This window comes from Parapusillimonas sp. JC17 (assembly GCF_052180245.1).
In the GTDB taxonomy this organism is placed as follows: Bacteria; Pseudomonadota; Gammaproteobacteria; order Burkholderiales; family Burkholderiaceae_B; genus Parapusillimonas.
Map to the genome: position 1 here is coordinate 521,276 of NZ_CP197474.1, position 19,519 is coordinate 540,794.

The 19,519-nt window shown below is 60.2% G+C and carries 19 protein-coding genes and 2 pseudogenes; 8 read left to right on the forward strand and 13 right to left on the reverse strand.

Annotated features, from left to right (window positions below; all coding sequences use genetic code 11):
- The first annotated feature begins 132 nt into the window (after window positions 1–132).
- The 3 genes and pseudogenes from ACSBPU_RS02470 to ACSBPU_RS02480 form a co-directional block, all read left to right on the forward strand.
- Window positions 133–2,604, forward strand: a complete 2,472-nt coding sequence (locus tag ACSBPU_RS02470; RefSeq protein WP_442595295.1) for a hypothetical protein — start codon at window positions 133–135, stop codon at window positions 2,602–2,604.
- Window positions 2,605–2,784: 180 nt separating this feature from the next.
- A pseudogene (locus tag ACSBPU_RS02475) lies at window positions 2,785–2,973 on the forward strand (IS3 family transposase); the annotation flags it as partial.
- A gap of 52 nt (window positions 2,974–3,025) precedes the next feature.
- Window positions 3,026–3,391: pseudogene (locus ACSBPU_RS02480) on the forward strand (transposase); the annotation flags it as partial.
- 26 nt (window positions 3,392–3,417) lie between these two features.
- Here ACSBPU_RS02480 and ACSBPU_RS02485 read toward each other — a convergent pair.
- From ACSBPU_RS02485 to ACSBPU_RS02530, 10 genes are all read right to left on the reverse strand, one after another.
- Window positions 3,418–4,239: an IS3 family transposase gene (locus ACSBPU_RS02485; protein WP_442594452.1), complete on the reverse strand. Its 822-nt coding sequence runs from the start codon at window positions 4,237–4,239 to the stop codon at window positions 3,418–3,420.
- Complete coding sequence (locus ACSBPU_RS02490; protein ID WP_442595297.1) at window positions 4,236–4,550, reverse strand: transposase; 315 nt, start codon at window positions 4,548–4,550, stop codon at window positions 4,236–4,238. The genes ACSBPU_RS02485 and ACSBPU_RS02490 overlap by 4 nt, the downstream gene beginning before the upstream one ends.
- Window positions 4,551–4,623: 73 nt before the next feature.
- Window positions 4,624–4,839, reverse strand: coding sequence for a hypothetical protein (locus ACSBPU_RS02495; protein WP_442595299.1), 216 nt, complete (start codon window positions 4,837–4,839; stop codon window positions 4,624–4,626).
- Window positions 4,840–4,875: 36 nt separating this feature from the next.
- Entirely contained in the window at window positions 4,876–5,457 is a 582-nt protein-coding gene (locus ACSBPU_RS02500; RefSeq protein WP_442595301.1) for a cysteine dioxygenase, read from the reverse strand.
- Between the two features lie 4 nt (window positions 5,458–5,461).
- Entirely contained in the window at window positions 5,462–6,952 is a 1,491-nt protein-coding gene (locus ACSBPU_RS02505) for a class I adenylate-forming enzyme family protein (protein ID WP_442595303.1), read from the reverse strand.
- A gap of 10 nt (window positions 6,953–6,962) precedes the next feature.
- Window positions 6,963–7,697, reverse strand: a complete 735-nt coding sequence (locus ACSBPU_RS02510) for a CoA-transferase subunit beta (RefSeq protein ID WP_442595305.1) — start codon at window positions 7,695–7,697, stop codon at window positions 6,963–6,965.
- Window positions 7,694–8,530, reverse strand: a complete 837-nt coding sequence (locus tag ACSBPU_RS02515) for a CoA transferase subunit A (RefSeq protein ID WP_442595307.1) — start codon at window positions 8,528–8,530, stop codon at window positions 7,694–7,696. The genes ACSBPU_RS02510 and ACSBPU_RS02515 overlap by 4 nt, the downstream gene beginning before the upstream one ends.
- A 34-nt stretch (window positions 8,531–8,564) precedes the next feature.
- Window positions 8,565–9,284 carry an enoyl-CoA hydratase/isomerase family protein gene (locus ACSBPU_RS02520; protein ID WP_442595309.1) on the reverse strand — a complete coding sequence of 240 codons (720 nt, stop codon included), beginning with the start codon at window positions 9,282–9,284 and terminating at the stop codon, window positions 8,565–8,567.
- A 4-nt stretch (window positions 9,285–9,288) separates the two neighbouring features.
- On the reverse strand, window positions 9,289–10,452 hold the full coding sequence (locus ACSBPU_RS02525) for a CaiB/BaiF CoA transferase family protein (protein ID WP_442595311.1): 1,164 nt from the start codon (window positions 10,450–10,452) through the stop codon (window positions 9,289–9,291).
- Window positions 10,453–10,463: 11 nt separating this feature from the next.
- The gene (locus ACSBPU_RS02530; RefSeq protein WP_442595313.1) at window positions 10,464–11,234 is read right to left on the reverse strand and encodes an IclR family transcriptional regulator; all 771 of its coding nucleotides are present in this window, start codon (window positions 11,232–11,234) and stop codon (window positions 10,464–10,466) included.
- 150 nt (window positions 11,235–11,384) lie between these two features.
- Between ACSBPU_RS02530 and ACSBPU_RS02535 the strand changes: the two genes are divergently transcribed.
- A complete protein-coding gene (locus ACSBPU_RS02535) occupies window positions 11,385–12,353 on the forward strand; it encodes a tripartite tricarboxylate transporter substrate-binding protein (protein WP_180070122.1) in 969 nt (322 codons plus the stop codon).
- A gap of 59 nt (window positions 12,354–12,412) precedes the next feature.
- On the forward strand, window positions 12,413–13,957 hold the full coding sequence (locus ACSBPU_RS02540; RefSeq protein WP_442595315.1) for an FAD/NAD(P)-binding protein: 1,545 nt from the start codon (window positions 12,413–12,415) through the stop codon (window positions 13,955–13,957).
- Window positions 13,958–14,021: 64 nt separating this feature from the next.
- Here ACSBPU_RS02540 and ACSBPU_RS02545 read toward each other — a convergent pair whose 3' ends face one another.
- The 3 genes from ACSBPU_RS02545 to ACSBPU_RS02555 all read right to left on the reverse strand — a co-directional run bounded on the left by ACSBPU_RS02545 (window position 14,022) and on the right by ACSBPU_RS02555 (window position 15,116).
- Window positions 14,022–14,324, reverse strand: a complete 303-nt coding sequence (locus ACSBPU_RS02545; RefSeq protein WP_442595317.1) for a DUF4351 domain-containing protein — start codon at window positions 14,322–14,324, stop codon at window positions 14,022–14,024.
- 199 nt (window positions 14,325–14,523) lie between these two features.
- Entirely contained in the window at window positions 14,524–14,829 is a 306-nt protein-coding gene (locus ACSBPU_RS02550) for a HigA family addiction module antitoxin (RefSeq protein WP_442595319.1), read from the reverse strand.
- An 8-nt stretch (window positions 14,830–14,837) separates the two neighbouring features.
- Window positions 14,838–15,116 carry a type II toxin-antitoxin system RelE/ParE family toxin gene (locus ACSBPU_RS02555; protein WP_442595321.1) on the reverse strand — a complete coding sequence of 93 codons (279 nt, stop codon included), beginning with the start codon at window positions 15,114–15,116 and terminating at the stop codon, window positions 14,838–14,840.
- Window positions 15,117–15,288: 172 nt separating this feature from the next.
- On the opposite strand from ACSBPU_RS02555, the gene ACSBPU_RS02560 reads away from it, so the two are divergent.
- The 3 genes from ACSBPU_RS02560 (at window position 15,289) to ACSBPU_RS02570 (ending at window position 19,518) form a co-directional block, all read left to right on the forward strand.
- Entirely contained in the window at window positions 15,289–16,068 is a 780-nt protein-coding gene (locus ACSBPU_RS02560; RefSeq protein ID WP_442595323.1) for a SapC family protein, read from the forward strand.
- Between the two features lie 343 nt (window positions 16,069–16,411).
- Entirely contained in the window at window positions 16,412–18,169 is a 1,758-nt protein-coding gene (locus tag ACSBPU_RS02565) for a type I secretion system permease/ATPase (protein ID WP_442595324.1), read from the forward strand.
- 2 nt (window positions 18,170–18,171) lie between these two features.
- Window positions 18,172–19,518, forward strand: a complete 1,347-nt coding sequence (locus tag ACSBPU_RS02570) for an HlyD family type I secretion periplasmic adaptor subunit (RefSeq protein WP_442595326.1) — start codon at window positions 18,172–18,174, stop codon at window positions 19,516–19,518.
- Window position 19,519 lies beyond the last annotated feature (1 nt).

Below are 19,519 nucleotides of genomic sequence, written 5' to 3' on the forward strand. Positions count from 1 at the left end.
GAATTTTGACTTAAGCCCTTGTGCGATAGAAAATTTCCGGTAAGATTGCGTCATCCTCATATGTAACTATATTTATAAATATCTATATATATGAGGCTATAGTTTCAGCGACGGCGTAATTAGGAGACCGCTATGGCAACTGAGCTTAAAATTTTCAGCCTTAAATGGTATTTAGATCACAACCCCGACGTAGCGGCAGCTGTCGCTCAGGGCTTGGTAGATGCTTTCCAGCACTTCGAGCAATATGGCAAGGCCGAGGGCCGTTCCATGGGGCCACTGTTCGATGTTGATCTGTACCTAGAACAAAACCCGGATGTGGCGGCCGCGGTCGCCCGTGGGGAAACCACCGCCTACGATCATTTCATGCAATATGGAGGAGGCGAGGGCAGAGCTCCCTCCGCGCTTTTCGACGAGGCGTTCTATTTGCTTCAAAACCCCGACGTTGCGGCGGCGGTTCAGGCCGGCGCCATGACGGCTGTCCAGCATTTCCTTGCCTATGGGCAAAGTGAGCCACGTCCGTTCAATCCGTCCATTGACCTGGGCGCATACCTTCAGGCTAACCCCGATATAGCCGAAGCCGTTCAGAACGGCTTTATTAGCGCCATGGAGCACCTGATGGTCTATGGCGCGGCCGAAGGACGCGACTTGGGTAATGGCGTGAATCTTGGTGTATTCGCCAACGACAACACCTTCCAGCAGGCGCTGTCCTCGGGAGACATTACGGGAGCGCTGCAACGGGTAGGTGAGGTCGCACCATTCCTGCCAACTTTCCAGCCGCCGGTTGGGTGGACGCCGCCGTCTGATACGCCGATTCCACTGGATTTCGTGCCGCCAATGGGGGTGCAACTGGTGATTCCGCCGACGGTGGTTGTGCCGCCGGATGTTGTGTTGCCGCCGGTGTTTACGCCGCCTGCTCCGCCGGGCCCGACACAGGGTGGGGGCGGGGGAGCTGGTAGCCCCACGTTTACCGTGAGTTCTGACTCAGGTGGAAACCTTATATTCGAAGGCACTGCAACGGGTGATATTAAATTCATTGCTTCCGCGACTGGCGGCATGTTCGAGCGCAGCGGTGTCAAAGCCAGCTACGATTTTGCTGATGGGGAAACAGCTATCGTTCTCAGCGTTGGAGCGGGAAGCGTTGTTGAGGCGAACGGACACGGTCCGCAAGTCGTCAAAACCTCCTTTGGTGAAACGCTCACAGGCGCTCACGCGGAATCAGCAGCATTCAATACGATACTTGTCGGAGCTAACGACACCTCTGATAGCGCTTGGACAATCACGAAAGGCGGTTTAAGTATCGTGATTAACAGCGGAGTTAGACTTACCGGCGGATTCGACATCCAGCTAGACGAAGGGGGCGTTAGCTTCTTCGGGGGAGAGATCGCTAAGGGCGCGGCCAAAACAGCCGTAAGTGGTGAGCATGCCATCTACGTAAGGACAGCAGACGATGTGTCCGTCGTCGGCACAAGGTTTGTGTCTGCTAAAGAAGAAAATAGAGATGCGCAGGCGAGAGCAATAGAAATGCAAACGGGCGTTGCAGCGACAATTAACGTTGACGGCGCAGCGTTCGAAGGTTGGGTCACCGGCGTATATGGCAATCCAAACAATAAGCTATTAATAAAAAGCGCTACGTTTAACGGAAACGATGTCGGAATAGGCACCGATGGGCCTGCTGTGCTGCATGTAACGAACAATGCTTTTAACAATAGTGTTGTTGAGGACATTGGCCTTACTCCGAAAAAGATCATCGGTGATGTCGATATTTCAGGTAATACATACACCGACGGTGGCAAGCCCGCGATCAACAACGGTTCAGCCACCGGCTTGAAAGAGATCAAAGGTACGAATGTACTCGTTGGTACAGACGCCGAAGACGACTTACGAGGTTCAGACGGAACACAAACGATTTTCGGCAGCGGCGGTAATGATTACATACAGGGCGATTCTATATCCAATCAAGGAAACGACATCATAGTTGGTGGAGATGGCGCAGATTGGCTGCGCGGTGGCACTGGAGCAACTGATGGCATAGACGGAAACGACTTGATTTTTGCGGGCTCGCAAACGTCTCTGGACGCAGGCACAGGACGCTACGCGGAAAGCATAGACAGCGGAACTCTCGGTTGGCCAAAATGGTTTCAGACACACACTTACACCAGCTGGGCGAGTCAGTTTGCCGATGCGGCTAATGCTAACATTCTTGAAGGGCTAGGTGGTAACGACATTCTTGTAGCATCCAACCAGAAGGATGTCTTCCTATACAAAATTGCTCCCACAAAGGCAAACGCACAAGTTGCCGTTGGAACAGATATTATTCACAATTTTACTGTTGGAACAGACAGGATCGCTGTGGTTATCGAGGGTGACACCACATTTGTGAACGGAGCAGATAAATCAACTGTTTCCTCACAAAAGCACGTCAATGCAGAGGAGAGCGGATGGACATTAGATAAAAATGCAGAGCAGTACACTCTTTCATTTACTGCAACAGGCGAATTCGAAGCTGTGGGAAGCTTCCATATTATATTAGTTGGTGTGCAGGGAGATGGCCAGTACGAGGTCAATGATTTCTTTCTGACTTCAGGTAGCGATAGCGTGCTGTAAATTTGAGCGCATAAGTTAAGGCGTCTTAATAAGCGATTAGGCCGAAACTACTGTAGCTAAACGTCAAAGAGATTCGATCAGGCGCTAATCGAATCTCTTTGATTAAAGAAGCTCAGGCTTCGTTTGACAGTGAATCGAACCGGATTTTGAGGAGGCTTCAATTCTTGAGAGAATGAAGCCATGAGCAAGAGCAACAAATTTTCCCCTGAAGTCCGTGAGCGTGCCGTACGGCTGGTGCAGGAACATCGCGGTGAGTACCCGTCTCAGTGGGCGGCAGTACAGTCCATTGTGCCCAAGATCGGCTGCGCTGCCTACACCCTGTTGAAATGGGTTCAACTCCAAGAGGTGGAGGCCGGAACGCGATCTGGGGGCCTGTCAGTAATTTCGTGTTTGAGGCATAACATGACGCCAAGGAGTGTCTATGCCACGCAAACCAAGAACCCAAGCGACCACGCTGCCGACCATTGCCCCAGAACTGCTGGAGTCGTTCGGTAACGGCCCGATGACGGCCGAAGCCATCAATGCTGCATCGCTGGCCTTCAAGAAGGCGCTGATCGAGCGCGCCCTGGCCGGTGAGATGAACCATCACCTGGGCTACCCGGCCGGAGCCGCCAAGCCAGCGGCGGTCACCAACCAGCGCAATGGCAAGGGTGCCAAGACGGTCCTGACCGAGGACGGCCCGATCCGCATCGAGGTGCCTCGCGACCGCGACGGCAGCTTCGAGCCGCTGCTGATCCCCAAACACGAACGCCGTTTCACCGGCTTTGACGACAAGATCGTCGCCATGTAATGACCCAGCAGTATCTGCTCAGCTCAAGCGGCTAATGCAAAGGCTTCAGCCGGGGTTTTCATGTTCAACGCCTGATGTGGGCGTCGGTGGTTGTAAAAGCGTATCCAGTCGCCGATCACGCGGCTGGCATGCTGCAAGGTTTCAAAGCGGTGCCGGTGGGCACATTGCTCTTTAAGCGTTCTGATGACTCGTTCGACCATGCCGTTTTGTTGTGGGCAATGGGGCGTGATGAACTCCTGGCGTAGGCCATAGCTGCGAGCCAGCTGGGTATAACTTCGGCTGGTAAAAACAAGCCCGTTATCCGACCGAAGCAAGAACGGCTCTGGCACACGGCCCAGTGTCCCGAAGCGGGCAATCAGTGCGTGCTCCAGGGCGCTGCCCGCAGTAGTCGCCTTGCCGCTACGCGACAGGTGCCAGCCAAGCAACTCACGCGTATGGCAGTCGATCACCAGCGCCAGGGTTGCCCATCCATCACGGCCCGCCCAGATACGGCATAGATCCGTTGACCAGCGTTCGTTGGGCGCTGTGGCAACTGACGGCAACGTCTGGATGCGTGGCCTGAGCCCAATGGCTCGCTTCTTCACTTGCCAGCCCTTGAGCTGGAAGATGCGCTGGACCGTGTTCTTGTTCATGCCCAGCAACGCCGCGACGGTGCGGTAGCCAAACGACGGCGACTCTTCGATCATCGCCTTGATCGGCTCAGCAAGCTCAGGGTTGATCTTCGGCGCCGCCTTCGTCGGTTTGTAATACACCGTGCGCCGGGGAATTCCGAACCACTGGCACAGCTTGGAGATCGAGACGGTAAAGCCATCTTCCTTCAGTCCCTGGCGGATCGTCTCGATCACTTCTCGTCCTCGCCCAACAGGGACTGCAATTTTTTTCTTGCGCGCAGCTCCAACATCGCTTCGCCGTACGCTTCTTGCAAGTCCTTGATCTGGCGTTCGTATTGCTCTTTGACATCCAACGGGTTGGCCCGCAAGGCATTCTCCATACCGCGCTTGGCATCGTCCACCCACTTCTCCACTTCGGAAGGGGAAAGGTCGTAGGAACGACTGGCCTCGGAGACCGTAGTCTTGCCCTGAATAATGTCCAGCACCAGCGCGCCCTTGCGCTTGGCCGTCCAGCGTTTGATGTCTTCGTCCATCTTCATACTCATCGTGATTCCTTCAATTATCACCTGAGCAGAAAATCAGTGGGTCATTACACTCCAGCAGAGCGGCCTGGCCTGCCTACATGCCTTCCTTGCGCCCTTTCTGAATCCCTTCCTGTTCCCATTGCCGAGCCCAGATGCCCGGCTTTTCACTGATCAACATGGCAAGCTCCTGCAAAGTCGTGACGGTTGGTACCGGCTCCATGGGTTTGGCCCGGGACAATACCAAATGCTGTATGTAGGCGGTCAGGCTGCGGTTCAGTTCTTCAAAGCCCGCGCCGTGCACTACACGCATAACTGGACAGTTCCATATCGTTGAGGCAAAAAAACCCTATTCAACCGCCCACAAATTAGCCGCCACCGCATTCGAATACCCCGAGACGAACGCCTTGGGTTCACCGCTTTGCCGATCATATACCGCGCGGCGTATCCGTCCGATATTGCCGCCGTACAGATGTATGCTGATGGAAACCCGGTCCGCGTAGGCATTACTGACTTGATGGACGTCGCCTATTGTAGGAGACACACAGGCGACTTCGCCCGGTTCCAGCCGGCTTTCCGGGCCGACGGCCACCATGCCCTCATTGGTTCGGCGGTAGTGCTGTTCAAGTTCGGCGCCCCGCAGCATGGCGATGACGCCCCACACGGTATGGTCATGGATCGGCGTTTTCTGCCCAGGCCCCCAAACGAAGCTGACCAATGAAAAACGGTCCAGCGGGTCGCCGTACAGCAGGTATTGCCTGTAGAACTCGGGATGAGGCTGGGCGAAGGCGTCGGGCAGCCAGTCGTCCTGCTCGACCAGGCTGCTCATCAGGTCGCGGGCCTGGTCCAGTACGGCTTCGTCGCCGGGGGCGCGGCCTTCCATCAAGCGTGTCAGGCTCGCTACGGTATTCAATAAACGATCGGTGCCCATCGAGTCATGCCTCCTGCGCCAAAGAACGGGTAAGGGCCTTGCGGTCGATCTTGCCCACGGAATTCTCGGGCAGCGCATCGACGAAGTAGACGTCTTCCAATCGGTAGATGCGCGACAGGCGTTCGCTGACGATGGCCTGGATGCGCGCCTTATCCTGCCGGTTGGGATCCGATGGCACCACGAACGCGACTGGGACTTCGCCCAGGTCGGCGTCCGGCCTGCCCACCACGCAGCAGCTGCGCACGTCCGGGCATGCGCTGATGGCCTGTTCGATGAGGGCGGGGGATATGTTTTCCCCGCCGCGGATGATGACGTCTTTGAGCCGGCCCGTGATGTAGAAGTAGCCGTCTTCGTCCATGCGGCCAAGATCGCCGCTGCGCAGGACGGCTGCGGAGGGTTCGAGCACGCCGTCCTCTTGTACGCCCAGGTAGCCCAGCATCAGGCTGTCTCCTTCGATGCATATCTCGCCGTCTGTGCCGGTCTGGTCGATGACGGTGCCGTCGCTGGCTCTCAGGTATACCCGCTGGTGAGACAGGGCTTTTCCGATGGAGCCGATCTTGCGCTGTGCCGGCGGGTTGATGGTCGAGGTGCAGGTGGCTTCGGACAAGCCATAGGACACGACCAGCGGGCACTTGAGCAGGGATTCTATCCGGGCGTGCAACTCGCGGGTGATGGGCGCGGAGCCGCAGCGCGCGAAGCGCAGGGCGGCCAGGCTTTCCGCCGTGAACGTAAGATCGAGCATGCGGGAGTACATGGTGGGCACGCCGGTGATGATGGTGGGGCGGTGCGTGTCCAGCAGCTTGGGCATGTCCGACGCGCGGAAGCGGTCGGCCAGCACGACGTGGGCGCACGCCAGGAAGGGGCTGAAAATCTGGTTGTTGAGCCCGTTGGTATGGTAGAGGGGCATGACATGCAGCAGCTTGTCGCGTTGCGTCAAGCCCGTTGACGGAACGACCCCCCTGGCATTGTTGAGCAAGCCTTTGTGGCTGAGCAACACGCCCTTGGGCCGCCCGGTGCTGCCGGAAGTGAACAGCAGCAGGCCCGGGTCGTCGGCCCGTATGTTGTCGGCCCAGTATGGCGGCGCTTCGGGGAGCGCCTCGATGCGCAACAGGCAAAGGCCGTCGACGAGGCTCAGACTGTCCAGGTTTGCCGCGTCCGCCAGCACGGTTGCGGCGCCCACCGAGCGCAGCCGGTCGCGGATTTCCTCCCGGGTCAGGCGCGGTTCGAGCGGGCAGGGGCAGGCGCCCGCGGCCATGATGCCCAGGATGGCGATCACGCTTTCCACTGAGCGCTCCATGGCCAGCGCGACCAGCTGCCGGGGCTGTACGCCGGCCCGGCGCAGGCTGCCCGCCATGGCGCCGACCCGGTCGGACAAGGCTCCGTACGATATGGCACTGCCGCCGTCGGCTGCGCTCAGTGCGGGGCGCGATGCCCAGGATTCCGATCGCCACAGCGATGGATAGGCATTCAGCAGGCAGGTGTCGTCGTCATGCATCGGGCGGCTCCTATCGCAAGGCCACGGCGGCGTCGCGCTCGAATGCGCCGTCCGGGTCCAGGGCGGCCAGCGCATCGATTTCGCGCTGGGTCGGCGGCTCGGTGGGCCGGGCTCCTTCGCTATCGAACTGGAATCCGGTGCGGGCCTGGACTTCGTCCAGGCTAGATTCGGGATGCCAGGATTGCAGCGCCAGGCGGCCGTTCTTCTTCACGAACACGGCGATGGGCGTGGCCACGCCATGGAAGCCGCCCCATGAAGTCCGGAAATGCAGGGTATCAACGAAGGTGCGCGGGGAATGTTCCGTGCGCCAGGTGCAGGCGCGCCGCGCGGTGGGCAGCATGACGGCTCCGCCGCCGCCGCCCGGCAGGCGCACCTTGGGCTGGTGCCAGTCGCCGATGCAGGAATTATTGGCATTGCCTTCGCCGTCGATCTGTGCCGCGCCCAGGAAGGTGAGGTCCATGCGGCCCCGGCAGCACAGGTCGTAGAAGTCTTCATTGTCGAATACCGACGCGGTATGTTCGGCGAGCACGGGGTCGGAGCTGGAGATGGGGATCTTGGAGGGGCGCGGATCCACGCCGCCCGCCACGTTGATATAGATGAAATCCCAATCGTAGGCCTTCTTTGCCATCAGGCAGGCCAGCATGGGCATGGTGGAGTTCACGCCGCTGAAAGTGATTTCGTTGGGCCGGATGAACCGTGCCAGATTCGTGACGATATAAGAGAAGGGAGTCCAGTTCGCGTTCATTCGGCATGCTCCGGCAGGGCTTCGGGCGCGGCGTCGAGGTGGGATTGCAGGGCATCGGGCCCGGGTTCCAGGTATCGCTCGACGGCGGGGTAGTCTATTTCGTAGTCCGGCCAGCACGAGCCCGGCCACGCGCCGTTCGGCACCACGGCATAGGCTTGCACCAGGAAGTAGGGGATCAGCGTGACCTCGGGCTGTCGCTCGAAGACTTCGCTGTCCACCAGGCGCTCGGCCACGACCAGGACGCGTTTGGCCGAGCGGCTCATGATGCGGTCCCAGTGCGAAGTTCCCAGCACGCGGACATTGCCTTTGGCGTCGACTTCGTTGGCGTGGATGACGGCGACGTCGGGCTGGATCGCTGGGATGACCCAGACGGGATCGCCTTTGCCGTAGGGGTCGTCCAGCTTCTTCCAGCCATTGATGTCGATGAGATGGCTGCCTTCGATCCCGGCGCAGGGCTGGAAGGGCGTGCCGAACGCGGCGGCGCGCAGGCCTGCGGTCAAGGTGGCGCATGCATGCTCTTCCAGCTTGAGCGCGCCGCTTTCGATCGATTTACGGTAGTGAGGGGCCAGACCGAAGTTTCCCTCCATCGCCACGATGCCGGTGCGCGCGCGCGTGGCGACGCCGGCGCGGCACAGCAGGTCGATGTCGTAGCCGGGTGATTGCTTCACGATTTCGAGATCGGCTTTTTTCTGGCGAACCAGTTCGCGCACCAGGGCGAAGGGCCCGCGATGCAGGAAGCTGCCTCCCAAGGCCACCGAGGCGCCGTCGGGAATCAGCGCGGCCAGTTCTTGAATGGATACGTGCTTGTCAGGGCTGTTGAATCCGGATGACATGTTTTTCTCCTTTTTGCGTTGGCAGGCCCTGGGGTCATCCCGCCAGGTATTGCTGTATGCGGTTCTTGAATCCCGGCTGGGCAGCGGAGCGCACGAGCGCGGCCATGTCGGCTTCGGCGTCGTTCGCGTCCAGTGCGGCATACAGGCGGGTCCGCGTGTCGGCGGGGAGTGCGGCGGCGGTCTGTTCCGCGTCCAGCAGCAGGCCGGGCCACTCGCTTTCCGGGGCGGCTTGCGTGGCGAAGCCAATGCGCAAGGCCTCGTCGGCCTGGAAAGCGCGGGCGCTGCCCAGTATGGAAAGCGCATGGGAAGAACCGACGATGTTGCGGAAACGCCGGGTGCCGAGGACGAGTCCGAACTTGAGCCCTGGCATGCGAAAACTGGCGTCCGGCGTGCAGTAGCGCAGCTTGCATGCCGCGAACAGGTCTACGCCGGCGCCGAAATTCTTGCCCTGTGCCAGGCCTACGGTCAGCGCGGAAGAGCCGGAGACCATCTGCAGGAGCGTTTCGATACGCACCATGCGCAGGACGAGGTCGCCCTCGCTTTGTTCCTTGTAGCCCGTGAAGTCGAAGCCTGCGCTGAGGTTCTTGCCCGCGCCGCGAAAGACCAGGAGGGGCGCGCCGGCGGCGTGTGCGGATTCGACCCCTTCGATCAGGGCTTCGACGAGTTCCCGGGACAGCGCGTTGCGCTTCTCGGGCCGGTTGAGCGTGAACGTCCAGCCGCCCGGCTGGCGATCTATGGTGAGCAGGTCCGGCATGGGCTTACTCCACTGTTTGAGGCTTGAGAAGACCGGCGAAGACTTCTTCGTTGTGCTCGCCCAGCGCGGGCGGCCGAAGGCGGATGCCGGCCGTGCGGTTGTCGAAGCGGATAGGGGAGACGAAGCTGCGGGTTCGCACGCCGTTGGGAAGCTCCAGGTCGCGCACCCATTCCATGTGTTCGACCTGGGGGTCGGCGAGTACGTCCGAGTAATTGTTGATGGGCGCGCACGGCACGCCGGCAGCCCGGAAGCGCGTAAGCCAGTCTTCGGCGCTGGCGGTTCCAAAGATGGCTTCAAGGAGTTCGCGCAGGGCGTCCTGGTTGGCGGCGCGATCCGTGGGATTCAGGAAGCGGGCGTCCTGGACGAGGTCTTCCCGGCCGACCACGGCACACACCGATTTCCAAAGGGAGTTGTTGCCCGCCGCCATGCCGAAATAACCGTCCGCGCAGCGGAACACCTGGTAGGGCGCGTTGCGCGGGTGGGCCGAGCCCAGCTTGACCGGATCGACGCCTGTGCCGAAGTACTGGGATGTCTGCAAGGCCGCGATGCCCAGCGTGGCGCCGAGCATCGAGACGTCGATGTGCGTGCCTTCGCCGCTGGTCGCCACGCCGCGCAGGGCGGCGGCGATGGAAAAGGCGGCATACAGGCCGGCCGTGAAGTCGCAGACCGGGACCCCGCATTTGACGGGCGCGCCGTCCGGCTCGCCGGTGACGCTCATGAGGCCGCTCATGGCCTGCAGGGTAAGGTCGAATCCGCCTTCCTGGCTGCGCGGACCGCTTTGGCCATAGGCCGAGATCGAACAATAGACCAGCGCGGGATTGCGCTGGCGCATGGCGTCATAGCCCAGGCCCAGGCGATCCATGACGCCGGGGCGGTTGTTCTCGATGATGACGTCGGCCTGGGCGATGAGGTCGGCGGCCAGCTGCTGGTCGCGGTCGTTCTTGAGATTCAGGGTGACCGAACGCTTGTTGCGATTGAGCGAGGCGAAGTTTTCGCTGTAGCCGTCGGTGATGGGCGCCCAGCTGCGCAAGGTATCGCCGCAATCGGGCTGCTCGATCTTGATGACGTCGGCCCCCATGTCGGCCAGCAGCAGGCCGCAGAATGGGCCCGCGGCAACGTTGCAGACCTCGATGACGCGTATGCCTTTCAGCGTTGATTCCTGATTCATTGAATTTCCTTTTATGTCGCGATGCCGAAATAGCCGCCGCGGTAACCCATGTGTGCGGACAGGTTGCGCGCGGCTTGTTGTACGAGGGGCGCGAACTGCGCCATTTTCTGGTTGGTGAGCCGCTCCAGCGGCCCGGAAATGCCGAGCGCGGCGACCACCTTGTCGAGGCCGTTGAAAACCGGCGCCGCAATGCCGCCTATGCCGTGGCGCCATTCGCCGCGATTGATGGCATAGCCGATGCGGGCGATGTCCGCCAGTTCATGCTTGAGGGCGGGAATGGAGATATGGGTGTCTTCGGTGTGTTTCTGAACCGAATTGCCGTAGTGCTCGATGTAGTCCGGAGCCTGGAAGGCGAGCAGGGCCTTGCCGGTGGCCACGGCATACGCGGGGGCTCGCCCGCCGACGGTGGAGTAGGCCAGCAGGGGCTGGGCGCTGTCGATCTTGTCGACATAGACCACGTCGAGCCCGTCGAGAACGGACAAGTGGACGGTTTCCCGTGTTTCACGGGCGAGATCGCGCATGAAGGGCGGCGCGAGCCGGCGGGCGTCCATGCCCGCAAGCTGGCGCGCGCCAAGCTCGAACATTTTCAGCGTGCATCGATAGGCGCCGGTGTCGGGATCGCGGCGAACGTAACCCGCATGAGCCAGGGTCTGCAGCGTTCGATGCGTATTGCTGCGAGTCAGCCCGACTTCAGCGGCGATCTGATCCAGCGTTTGCACTTGGTCGTCGAGTCGGCTGATGGCTTCCAGCACGGTTAACCCTTTCAATAAAGTTTTATCCACTTGAATCCTAATTATTGGGAAATAAAAAGAATTCTACCCCGTTTTACGTAAAAGCTATCGCAATTACTACATGAACCATGTTATATATTCGCCTACAAAAAATCAAATATTAAAAAGTTAATCCCAATATTTAGGATAAGGAGATAAACCATGTTGAAGAAAGCCGGACACCTTCTTGTTGCCGTCGCGCTGGCGGCCACTGCCACCGTTGCCTCCGCCGCATCCTGGCCCGATGGCCCGGTGCGCATGATCGTGCCGTACCCGCCTGGCGGGGCCACCGACTTTTCCGCCCGGGTCTATGCGGAACAACTGGGCAAGATCCTGGGCAAGCCCATCGTCGTGGAAAACAAGGCGGGGGCTGCAGGTGAAATCGGCGCGCAGTTCGTGGCGGCCGCTCCCGCCGACGGCTATACCTTGCTGCTGGGCGCGCTGGGAAGCCTGGCCATCAATTCGCTGCTGCCGTCCAAGAAGCAGCAATACAAGTTTCCCGATGCGTTCGAAGGCGTGTCCATGGCAACGTCGACGCCCTTGGCGGTCGTCGTCCGCGCCGACTTGCCGGTGAAGAACATCCAGGAGCTCATCGCCTACGTCAAGAAGCGCGACGGGCAGGTCAGCTACGGTTCGGCGGGCTATGGTTCGTCGCAGCACATGACGGCCGAGAAATTCCAGCTGGCAACCGGCGTCAAGCTGTTGCACGTGCCCTATAAAGGCAGCGGTCCCGCACTGACCGACCTCATCGGCGGCCAGGTCGACATGGTGTTCGACACCATGCCCACGCTCATGGGACATGTGGATAACGCCAAATTGCGTTTCCTGGCGGTCACGACCAAAGATCGCACGAAGTCGCTGCCGAATGTCCCGACGCTGCAAGAGGAAGGCGTGAAGAACTTCGACGTCAGTACGCGCTATGTGCTTTTGGCGCCTAAGGGCACGCCCGAGCCGATACGCAAACAGGTGTCCGACGCCATGAAGAAGGCCGCCAATGAGCCGTCCGTCCAGAAGGCCATGGCAGGGCAGGGTGCCGACGCGGTTCCGAGTGCGCCCGATGAAACCTACCAGGCGCTTTCTGCCGAGGTCGCCATCTGGGCTGATGTCGTGAAGAACGCCGATCTGAAGTAAGCACGGGGATTGAGCCATGCGGCGAAGGCCGTCGCCGCATGGTTCGCACAGGAGCAAACATGGGAAAACCGATAGACCTGGCCGTCGTGGGCGGGGGCTCCACCGCGATGTCGTTCTTGGCGCAATTCGTGGCGGAGCTCGATCGCGCGGATTACAGCGGCTCGCTGCGGGTTGCGGTGTTCGAGCCGCTGCCCGATGTCGGCCCGGGAGAGCCTTATGCCAAGGACCTTGCCACGAATCTGCTGAACATTCCCGCCGGAAGAATGTCTGCGTATGCAGAGAACCGTGGCCATTTTCTTGAGTGGATCAAGAGCCAGGGACCCGAGATCCTTGAAAAGTATGGCATCCGTGAACTGGATGCCGGCGCTTTCCTTCCCAGGCCGCTGTTTGGCGAGTATTTGATCGATGTATGGCACAAGCTGTGCCTGCGAGCCAAGGGGCTGGGAATACGAATTGACCGGGTGCAGGCTCGCGTCGACGGTATCGGCGTGCTTGCCGAAGACGAAAGCGCCTGTCTTGAAACATCTGCGGGCGAATTCCGGGCGAAGCGGATCGTGCTGTGCAACGGCAACTTGCCAACCATCAGCTACGCCGAGCTTCAAGGCTGCAAAGCTTACTTCAATAGCCCATACCCCGTCGCGGACCTCGTCCGCCGTGTCGGACGCGACGCAAGCGTGGGCATCATCGGTTCCAGCCTCAGCGCCGTCGACGCCATCGTCGCGCTCAAGGAATCAGGCCATGCGGGGCCCATGCTCGCCGTGTCCCGCAGCGGCCGCCTGCCCGCGGTTCGCGGCACGGTTGCGTCCCCCGCGCCCATCGTCCCGCCTACGGCACAGGAAATCGCCGCCCAGGTCCGATGCAACGACCGGGGATTGACGCTTGAAGACCTGTATGCATTCTTGAGCGAGCGTCTGGCCGCCTCGGGCGACAGCCTGGACCTCGTCGACATCATGGGATACGGCGGCGACCCGAAAGAAGCGCTGGACCGGGAGATCCAGGCGTCATCCACGCTCCCGCGCAACTGGCAAGCCATCGCCATCTCGCTCAATGAGGCGATCGAACATGCATGGAAACTGATGCGCGACGCTGAAAGACGCCGTTTTTACACCGAATGGCGCTCATTGTGGATGACGCGCCGCGCCACTTTTCCGATGGCCAATGCGATCAGGATCAAGCGCTATCTGGACAGCGGCGCTTTGCGGATACACGCGGGCAGAAGCGATATGGAAATCAAGGCCACGGACAAGGGTTTCGAGATCCGGCTGCCCGATGCGCCAGGCGGCACGACGGTCCACCGGGTCGACTGCATCGTGAACGCAACAGGCATGTCCACCGACGTCAGGCTATCGCGGGATCCCTTGGTGCAGTCGCTGCTTGAGCGCGGGATTGCCAGGACGGATCCCTACGGGGGATTCAGCCTGGATTTCGATACCGGCTGTCTGTTGGATGCGAAAGGGGGCGTCGTCCAGAATATCAGTGTGCTCGGCAGCCTTGCCGTAGGCACCTATTTCTGGACGATGTCCTTGGATGTGAACGCTCGCCTGGCTTTGGACCAGGCCAGGAAAATAGCCGGCGAGCTGTCGGCGGTGGGCCTGCCGGCTTGAGTGATTTTTCGACGTGCGTCTGTGGCGGTGAGCAGATAGAGAGCGGTTCTTGCGATTACTCAGCTTAGCGTTTGCCGCCAGGTTTTTCCGTAGTAAACACCTGTTCAAGGGAATTCGCTTCTACAAAGTTCAAAGACCAAGCTTCGAGCTCTGAAGACGTGCCTTGTCGAATGCGCTGGATGAGCGCATCGGGCAAGCCGCCGAACTTGCGAGTCAATAGGCGTTCCAGCAATGCCGCTTGTCCGGCCCGCATGCCTTCCTGACGACCTTGAGTGCGTCCTTCTTCACGCCCTTCCACACGCCCTTTCTGAATCCCTTCCTGTTCCCATTGCCGAGCCCATATGCCCGGCTTTTCACTGATCAACATGGCAAGCTCCTGCAAAGTCGTGACGGTTGGTACCGGCTCCATGGGTTTGGCCGGGACAATACCAAATGCTGTATGTAGGCGGTCAAACTGCGGTTCAGTTCTTCGAAGCCCGCGCTTTGCACTACACGCATCAAAGTGTGCAGCAATTCCGGGATTTCCTCAATGGCGGTGCTGTGCTCCAGGCTACGGAATACCGCTTTCATTCAGCCTCTTGGTGAAACACGCGGATCCGTGGGCCGATCTTTGATAGTGTCGTACGAGAAGCAACCCGCATGTCGTATTCAGTTTGCAGGTTTAGCCAAAAGCGGGCGTCCATCTCGAAAAAAAGCCCCAGGCGTAACGCGGTGTCTGCGGTAATTGGACGGGTCCCATGAACGATTTCACTGATGCGGCTGGGGGGAACGTCAATATCGGACGCGAGCCGTCGGGCCGAAATTCCCATTGGCTTCATGAAGTCCTCAAGCAAAATTTCGCCTGGGTGGATCTCTTCCAATAATTCTGCCATAAGCGCTCCTAATGGTAGTCGACGATCTCTACGTTATAAGCGCCGCCTTCATGCCAAACAAAACATATCCGCCATTGGTTGTTGACGCGGATACTGAACTGACCCTTACGATTCCCCTTGAGAGCCTCAAGTTGATTGCCGGGTGGCACTCTTAAACTGGTCAGTTCCATAGCGGCGTGTAGCTGTAACAGTTTTCGCCGAGCGACACGTTCGATGTTCCTGAACCTGGGTACAGGGTGACTATGGAAGAGGGATTCCGTGTCAAGGCACTCGAACGAATGGATCATGCCTGATTATCATTCTGCAATACAGATTCCGTCAAGCAGCTCAATGCCGAAGCGTGAGCACGATATGTCAGATTCATTAACGATTCGCCCTCCTGCTTTACAATAGCCCCATTCTAGGCCTGCCGCTGCATTTGCATTGCCGGCGGGCCTTATTCATTTAAAGGACTGCTGTATGGCCAATCTACAAGCCGTATCCAAGGAACGTCATGCCGGCAAGCGCTGGCAGCGTTATTCTTCCTATTCATTCGCGGCCGCCGATGCAGTGGCGGCGCTGGTCGTGCAAGAGCTGCCGAAGGCATGCATGTCTTTGCCCATAGGCTTCATATCCATGGAAGACCGCTATGTGCCGGTGGCGGTGCAGGGTTTGGCGGGCGGCAAGAATCTGTTCGTGGCTCCCGACGGCCGCTGGCTGGGCGGCTACGTGCCGGCCAGCTATCGGGGCTATCCCTTTGCGCTGGCCAATACCGAGGACGGCCAGCAGGTGCTGTGCGTGATCGAGGACAGCGGCTTGATTTCCGAGCTCGAGGGCGAGGTTTTCTTCGATGAGGGCGGGCAGCCGTCCAAGGCGGTGAGCGATGTGCTGAATTTCCTGAGCCAGGTGGCGGCCAATCGTCAGGCCACGCAAAACATTTGCGCGGTGCTGCAAAAGCATGAACTTATCCAGCCTTGGCTCATCAAATTGCAAACGGAAGCGGGCGAGCAAACGGTTCAGGGCTTGTTCCGTGTCGACGAAGCGGCGCTGAATGCGCTTTCCGCCGAGGCGCTGGACGAGGTCCGCAAGGCGGGGGCGCTGCCCATGGTGTATTGCCAACTGCTGTCCATGCAGCATCTGCAGAAACTGGGCCAGTTGGCGCAGCAGCACGCGGCGGCACAGGCGTCGTCCTTGCAGACGGCTGACGGCGAGCTGGACCTGGAATTCCTGAACGATGGCGGGACCATTCGTTTCAGCTGAGGAATAAAGGGGGGTCAGACCCCGGAGTTTGATTGCTGGGCCGTGAGGGGTTGGGGTCAGACCCCATTCGGGGTCTGACCCCAGGAATTTGCCATTCGGGGTCAGGCCCTTGAAGTTGCCGGGGTCAGACCCCCCAATGGGGTCTGACCCCTTGCGAAGGCTCTTTCCGTCAGCTGAATTTAAGGGTTGTTTCGGTCGGCCCCCAGATGGGGTCCGGCGCCCGGGAGCACCTCTTAACGTGATATAGTAAAAGGCTTTTTCAAGAAATTAAAAGTTGGTTCTCTGGTCTTTACTCTTCACATGCGGCGCGTATTGCGGGTGTGTGATGCTTACAGGTTAATTCATGAAGTCAACCCGTCGCACCGAACTGGGCGAGGCGCTATATCGCTTTCGCAAGACGTTCTATAGCCTGGCCGCATTCAGTTGTGTCATCAATATTCTGGCGCTGACGCCGTCCATCTACATGCTGCAAGTGTACGATCGCGTGCTGGCCAGCAGCAATGAAACCACGCTGTTGATGCTGACACTGTTGGTCGTGGGTTTGTACTTGTTGTCGGGTTTGCTGGAATTCACGCGTTCTTCGGTCTTGATCCGGGTGGGCAACCGTTTCGACATGATGCTGAACCAGCGTGTGTTCACCGCTGCATTCGAGCGCAATCTGCGTCGCCAGGGCGGGAATCCTTCGCAGGCCATCCACGACCTCACCAATTTGCGCCAGTTCCTGACCGGCAACGCGCTGTTCGCTTTTTTCGACGCGCCCTGGACGCCTATATATATAGCGGTCACCTTCATGGTGCATCCGCTGTTGGGCCTGATCACCCTTGGCGGCTCGATCATTCTGTTCGTGCTGGCCTACATCACCAATATCGCAACGCAGAAGCCGCTGGCCGAGGCCAATCAGGCGTCCATCGCCGCGGGCGCGTTCGCCAACAATCATTTGCGCAACGCCGAGGTCATCGAGGCCATGGGCATGCTGCCCGGCCTGCGTTCGCGCTGGTTTGGCCAGCACAGCCGGGTGCTGTCGCTGCAGACCCTGGCGTCGGATCGCAACGCGCGCATCAGCACGGCCACGCGCTTCGTGCGTATTTCCCTGCAGTCGCTGATTCTGGGCGCGGGCGCTTTGCTGGTGATCGAAGGTACGATCACGGCGGGCATGATGATCGTCTGCTCCATCCTGATGGGCAAGGCGCTGGGTCCGGTCGAATTGGCCATCGGGACCTGGAAGCAGGCGCTGTCCACGCGCCAGGCTTATGCGCGCCTGGACGAAATGCTGCAGTCCGCGCCGCCGCGCGGCGAAACCCTGAGCCTGCCCGCGCCGAAGGGCGAGCTTTTGCTCGAAAACGTCTACGCCTCGGCGCCCGGCGGCCAGGCGGCCATTCTGAAGGGCTTGAATTTTGGCGTGAAGGCGGGCGAGACCGTGGGCATCATCGGGCCGTCTGCCTCGGGCAAGTCCACGCTGGCTCGGCTGCTGGTGGGCGTATGGCCCGCGCAGGCGGGCAAGGTGCGGCTGGACGGTGCCGACGTCTATTTGTGGAACAAGGACGAGCTCGGGCCACATATTGGCTATCTGCCGCAGGACATCGAGCTCTTCGAAGGCACCATTGCCGAGAACATCGCGCGGTTTGGCGAGCCGGACCCTGCCAAGGTGATCCAGGCGGCCGAGCGCGCGGGCGTGCATGAAATGGTGCTGCGCTTGCCCAAGGGCTACGACACGCGCCTGGGCGTCGATGGCGCCTCCTTGTCGGGCGGGCAGAAGCAGCGCGTTGCGCTGGCCCGCGCCATCTATGGGGATCCCTCCCTGGTGGTGCTGGACGAACCCAATTCCAACCTGGACGATGTCGGCGAAGCGGCGCTCGTCCAGACGGTTCTCGATCTGAAACGGCGGGGCGCGACGGTCATCCTGATCACGCACCGCATGAACGTGCTGAGCGCGGTCGACAAGCTGCTGGTCATGCGCGATGGCACGCCCACCATGTATGGTCCGCGCGAGGAAGTCCTGAAGGCGTTGCGTCAGCAGCAGATTCAGGCGGCTGCGTCGGCCGCCGCGCAGCCCGGCGGCCAGAGCGCTCCTTTGCAGATCGTCGCTAAAGGCCAGGCTTGAACATGAATTGGTTGAAAAAGAAAGACTCCGACAATAGCCTGGACATGCCGGGCGGCAAGGTCGATACGAATTTCGGAGCGCCGTTGCGCTGGGGCCTGGCGGTGCTGCTGATCGGTTTCGGCGGCTTTGCGGCGTGGGCGGCGTTTGCGCCCCTGGATGCCGGCATTCCCGCCAACGCTACCGTGCAGGTCTTCGGCAATCGCAAGTCGGTCCAGCATCTGGAAGGCGGCACGATCGAGGAAATCCTGGTGCGCGAGGGCGACCAGGTGAAGTCCGGACAGATCCTCATACGCCTGAACGACACCCGTGCGGTGGCGGAGCAGGGGGTGATCAGCTCCCAGTACATTCTGGCCAAGACTTCTGAAGCGCGCTTGCTGGCCGAACGCGACGGCTTGCCCAAGATCGTGTACGACCCGACCGTGGCCGAGCGTTTCCAGGCGGATCCGCGCTACATCAGCGCCACCAGCACGCAGGACATGCTGTTCGCCACGCGGCGCGAGGCCCTGGAGGGCGAAATCGCGATCCTGCAAGAGAACCTAAATGGCGCCGAGCAGCAGTTGAAGGGCCTGGCCCAGGTGCAGGCCAACCGCAAGAACCAGATCGGTTTCATCCAGCGCGAGCTGAAGGGCGTGCGCGAGCTGGCCAAGGAAGGCTATCTGCCGCGCAACCGCATGTTCGAGCTGGAGCGCGACGCGGCGCAACTGCAGGCCGCCTTGTCCAATGACGTGGTCGAAGCCGGACGCACGCGCAATCAGGTGGCCGAGCTGAAGCTCCGCATCCTGCAGCGTCGCCAGGACTATCAAAAAGAAGTCCAGTCCCAGCTTTCGGAGGTCCAGAAAGAGGCGTCCGCGCTGGGCGACCGCTTGTCGGCGCTGGATTACACGGTGCGCGAAACCAAGATCCGCGCGCCCATCGACGGCTATGTCCAGAACCTCAGCGTGCATACGGTGGGCGGGGTCATCCGCCCAGGCACGGAAGTCATGGAAATCGTGCCCCTGGACCACACTTATATCGTTCAGGCGCAGGTGCCGGTGCAGGCTATCGACAAGGTCCATCCCGACCTCGACGTCGAAATCACCTTCCCCGCGTTCAACCATGCGCAGACGCCCAATATTCCGGGCAAGGTGCTGACGGTGTCGGCCGACCGGCTGGTGGACCAGGCCACGCACATGCCCTACTACCTGGCGCAAGTGAAGGTTACCCCCAAGGGCATGGAGATGCTGGCGGGCAACGCCATTCGTCCGGGCATGCCGGCGTCGGTGTTGATCCGCACCGGCGAGCGTACTATGCTCAGCTATCTGCTCAAGCCCTTCCTCGAACGGCTCGATAAATCCTTCAAGGAGCAATAGC

Bases quoted from the DNA above. Each gene is read 5' to 3' on its own strand.
- ACSBPU_RS02490 (WP_442595297.1), bottom strand. From the start codon at position 4,550: ATGAGTATGAAGATGGACGAAGACATCAAACGCTGGACGGCCAAGCGC.
- ACSBPU_RS02540 (WP_442595315.1), top strand. From the start codon at position 12,413: ATGGGAAAACCGATAGACCTGGCCGTCGTGGGCGGGGGCTCCACCGCG.
- ACSBPU_RS02515 (WP_442595307.1), bottom strand. From the start codon at position 8,530: ATGTCATCCGGATTCAACAGCCCTGACAAGCACGTATCCATTCAAGAA.
- ACSBPU_RS02500 (WP_442595301.1), bottom strand. From the start codon at position 5,457: ATGGGCACCGATCGTTTATTGAATACCGTAGCGAGCCTGACACGCTTG.
- ACSBPU_RS02525 (WP_442595311.1), bottom strand. From the start codon at position 10,452: ATGAATCAGGAATCAACGCTGAAAGGCATACGCGTCATCGAGGTCTGC.
- ACSBPU_RS02505 (WP_442595303.1), bottom strand. From the start codon at position 6,952: ATGCATGACGACGACACCTGCCTGCTGAATGCCTATCCATCGCTGTGG.
- ACSBPU_RS02565 (WP_442595324.1), top strand. From the start codon at position 16,412: ATGAAGTCAACCCGTCGCACCGAACTGGGCGAGGCGCTATATCGCTTT.
- ACSBPU_RS02535 (WP_180070122.1), top strand. From the start codon at position 11,385: ATGTTGAAGAAAGCCGGACACCTTCTTGTTGCCGTCGCGCTGGCGGCC.
- ACSBPU_RS02545 (WP_442595317.1), bottom strand. From the start codon at position 14,324: ATGTTGATCAGTGAAAAGCCGGGCATATGGGCTCGGCAATGGGAACAG.
- ACSBPU_RS02510 (WP_442595305.1), bottom strand. From the start codon at position 7,697: ATGAACGCGAACTGGACTCCCTTCTCTTATATCGTCACGAATCTGGCA.
- ACSBPU_RS02570 (WP_442595326.1), top strand. From the start codon at position 18,172: ATGAATTGGTTGAAAAAGAAAGACTCCGACAATAGCCTGGACATGCCG.
- ACSBPU_RS02520 (WP_442595309.1), bottom strand. From the start codon at position 9,284: ATGCCGGACCTGCTCACCATAGATCGCCAGCCGGGCGGCTGGACGTTC.
- ACSBPU_RS02560 (WP_442595323.1), top strand. From the start codon at position 15,289: ATGGCCAATCTACAAGCCGTATCCAAGGAACGTCATGCCGGCAAGCGC.
- ACSBPU_RS02550 (WP_442595319.1), bottom strand. From the start codon at position 14,829: ATGGCAGAATTATTGGAAGAGATCCACCCAGGCGAAATTTTGCTTGAG.
- ACSBPU_RS02495 (WP_442595299.1), bottom strand. From the start codon at position 4,839: ATGCGTGTAGTGCACGGCGCGGGCTTTGAAGAACTGAACCGCAGCCTG.
- ACSBPU_RS02470 (WP_442595295.1), top strand. From the start codon at position 133: ATGGCAACTGAGCTTAAAATTTTCAGCCTTAAATGGTATTTAGATCAC.
- ACSBPU_RS02555 (WP_442595321.1), bottom strand. From the start codon at position 15,116: ATGATCCATTCGTTCGAGTGCCTTGACACGGAATCCCTCTTCCATAGT.